A 2745-nucleotide genomic window follows, 5' to 3' on the forward strand; every position below is an offset into this window, starting at 1 on the left:
TGGTGGCCGGCGTGCGCTTCCGGGCCTGGCAGCCGGCTGCCTGCCTCCACCCCACGATCGGCGTGCATGCGCCGCTGGTGTTCGACCTCTACGACCAGTGGGCGGGCAGGTCGCTGGGTGGCTGTACCTACCATGTCGCCCATCCGGGCGGGCGCAACTACGAGGCCTTCCCGATCAACTCCTACGAGGCCGAGGCGCGCCGGCTCGCCAGGTTCGAGCGGACCGGGCACAGCCAGGGTCCGTTCCGGCCGGGGCCGCCGTCGCCCGACCCGGAGTTCCCGCTCACCCTCGACCTGCGCCGCCATTGAGGAAGCGTTCATGGCATCCATCCGGCAAGCCCGAGAGCAGGACCTGGCCGCCTGCCAGGCGATCTATGCCCACTGGGTCGAGACCGGCACCGGCAGCTTCGAGCTGGAGGCGCCTGGTCTCGACGAGATCCGCCGCCGCCACGCCGAGGTGACCGGCCGTGGCATGCCCTGGCTGGTGGCGGTTGACGCGGCAGGGGCCGTGCTGGGCTATGCCTATGCCAACTGGTTCCGGCCGCGCCCGGCCTACCGCTATGCCGCCGAGACCTCGATCTACGTCGCGCCGGACTGCCAGGGCGGCGGCGTCGGCCGGGCGCTGCTGGCGGAGCTCCTCCGGCAATGCGAGGCGATCGGCATGCGGCAGGCGCTGGCGGTGATTGGCGATTCCGCCAATGCCGGCTCGATCGGGGTCCATCGCGCCGCCGGGTTCGAGCACGTCGGCACCATGGCTGCGGTGGGCTGGAAGTTCGACCGCTGGCTGGACGTGGTGATCATGCAGAAGGCGCTGGGCAGCGGGGCAGACGCCGGGCCCGGCTGACATTAGGCTGGGCCTGCCGGACTGCAGGTCCAGCGTCAGCAACGTCGAGGGGGCGACGGTGGTTCCGGCGTGCGCGCAGAGCAAGAGCCAGCCATGGAGTTGATCGCCGCCATCCTGCCGCCTGCGGCCGAGGGCACCGGCCATGGCCGGCTGTTCGACGGCTATGCGCCCAGGCCCGGCAGGTTCGACGAGTTCATGGATGCCGGGGGCCGGGTCAGGCCGGTCTGGCAGTGCCTGGCCAGCCAGCTCGGCGCCATGCGGCCGGGCGAGCTCGAGGCGGCCAGGGCCAGTGCGGTGCGGCTGGTGCGCGAGGACGGTGCCGCCTTCAACGTCTATGCCGATCCGGACGACCGTGCCTTCGCCTGGCGGCTGCATACCCTGCCCCTGCTGCTGGCCGAGAGCGAGTGGCGCCGCATCGAGGCGGCGGTGTGCCAGCGTGCCCGGGTGGTGGCACGGATCCTGTCCGATCTCTACGGCCCGCGGGACCTGATGCGCCAGGGCCGCATCCCGGCCGACCTGATCCTGGGCGGCGAGCGCTTCATCCATGCGGTGGCCGGCCACCCAGCCATGCTGGAACGGCCGCTGACCAGCTATGCGGCGGATCTGGCCCGCGATGCCGATGGCAACTGGGTCGTGCTGGCCGACCAGACCGAGGCGCCCTCCGGCCTCGGCTATGCCCTGGCCAACCGGCTGGCCATGACCCATGGCTTCACCGACCTGTTCCGCCGCTGCGAGGCCCAGCGCCTGGTCGGCTACTTCCAGCATCTGCGCGACGATCTGGTCGCTGCCTCCGGCCGGGAGGACGGCCGGATCGTGATGCTGGCGCCGGAGCCCGACCAGCCCGCCTATTTCGGCCATGCCTATCTCGCCCGCTACCTGGGCTACACCCTGGCCCAGACCGCCGACCTGACGGTGCGCGACGAGCGGCTCTACCTCAAGACGCTGGACGGGCTGCAGCGGGTCGACCTGCTCCTGCGCCAGATCGACGGGTTCGCCTGCGACCCTCTGGAAGTGCCGGGCACGCAAGGCCTGGGCGTAGCCGGCCTCGTCCGGGTGATCCAGGCGGGCGGCGTGCAGTTGCGCAACCTGCCCGGCACGGGGGTGGTGCAGAACCGGGTGCTCGCACCGTTCATGGCGGCACTCACCCGGCATCTCACGGGCGACGAGCCGCTGATCCCGGATGCGCCGGCACTCTGGCTGGGTGATCCGACGGCCCGTGCCAGGCTGTTCGCCGAGCCGGAGCGCTGGCGGGTCGAGCTCGCCACTGCGCGCAACGATCCGGGCGAGGCGGCGGCGACCATCGACCCCGCCCGGCTCCAGCCCCGACAGGCGCAGGAGCTGCGCCAACGGCTTGAGCGCCACGGCTACCGCTACATGGCTCTGGCACCGGTGCCGCTCGCGACCTTCCCGGCCTTCGTCGAGCAGGACGGCCACACACTGGTGCGGCCGGCCCATGGCGCGCTGCGCGTCTATGCCAGCCTCGGCGCCGACGGCAGCTGGCGGGTGATGCCGGGCGGGCTCCTGCGCTTTGCCGGTGCCGGCGAGACGGTCGGCCTGCCGAACGGCCATGGTGCGGGCGACCTGTGGGTGCTCACCGACAAGGCGGAGGTCGCCCAGGGCAGCATCCTGCAGCCCAGCCTGAGCGTCATCCATCTGCGCCGGAGCGGCCGCGACCTCCTGAGCCGCACCGCCGACAACCTGTTCTGGCTCGGCCGCTATGCCGAGCGGTCGGAATCGCTGATCCGCGTGCTGCGCGCCGTCCTGGCCCATCGCATCGACGACACTAGGCAGGGCGTGAGCTCGGCCGTGCTGGGCCGGCTCCTCCACCTCCAGGACATGCGCGGCCGCGTGCCGCGCTTCCATCCCCCGGTGGCGCCGGGCGATGACGGGATCGACGCGACG

At 72.3% G+C, this 2745-nt stretch carries 3 protein-coding genes; all 3 read left to right on the forward strand.

What is annotated here, in order from left to right; all coding sequences use genetic code 11:
- The coding region (locus tag EQG76_RS07480) for a transglutaminase family protein (RefSeq protein ID WP_200840628.1) at positions 1-308 on the forward strand (308 nt) is incomplete at its 5' end.
- A 10-nt stretch (positions 309-318) separates the two neighbouring features.
- Complete coding sequence (locus tag EQG76_RS07485) at positions 319-843, forward strand: GNAT family N-acetyltransferase (protein ID WP_159712036.1); 525 nt, start codon at positions 319-321, stop codon at positions 841-843.
- A 93-nt stretch (positions 844-936) separates the two neighbouring features.
- Positions 937-2745, forward strand: a 1809-nt coding sequence (locus tag EQG76_RS07490; RefSeq protein ID WP_200840629.1) for a circularly permuted type 2 ATP-grasp protein, incomplete at its 3' end; no start/stop codon positions are given.

This window comes from Geminicoccus flavidas, from assembly GCF_009806515.1.
Classification (GTDB): Bacteria; Pseudomonadota; Alphaproteobacteria; order Geminicoccales; family Geminicoccaceae; genus Geminicoccus; species Geminicoccus flavidus.

Excerpts from the sequence above, each read along its gene's own strand:
- EQG76_RS07485 (WP_159712036.1), top strand. The coding sequence starts at position 319 with ATGGCATCCATCCGGCAAGCCCGAGAGCAGGACCTGGCCGCCTGCCAG.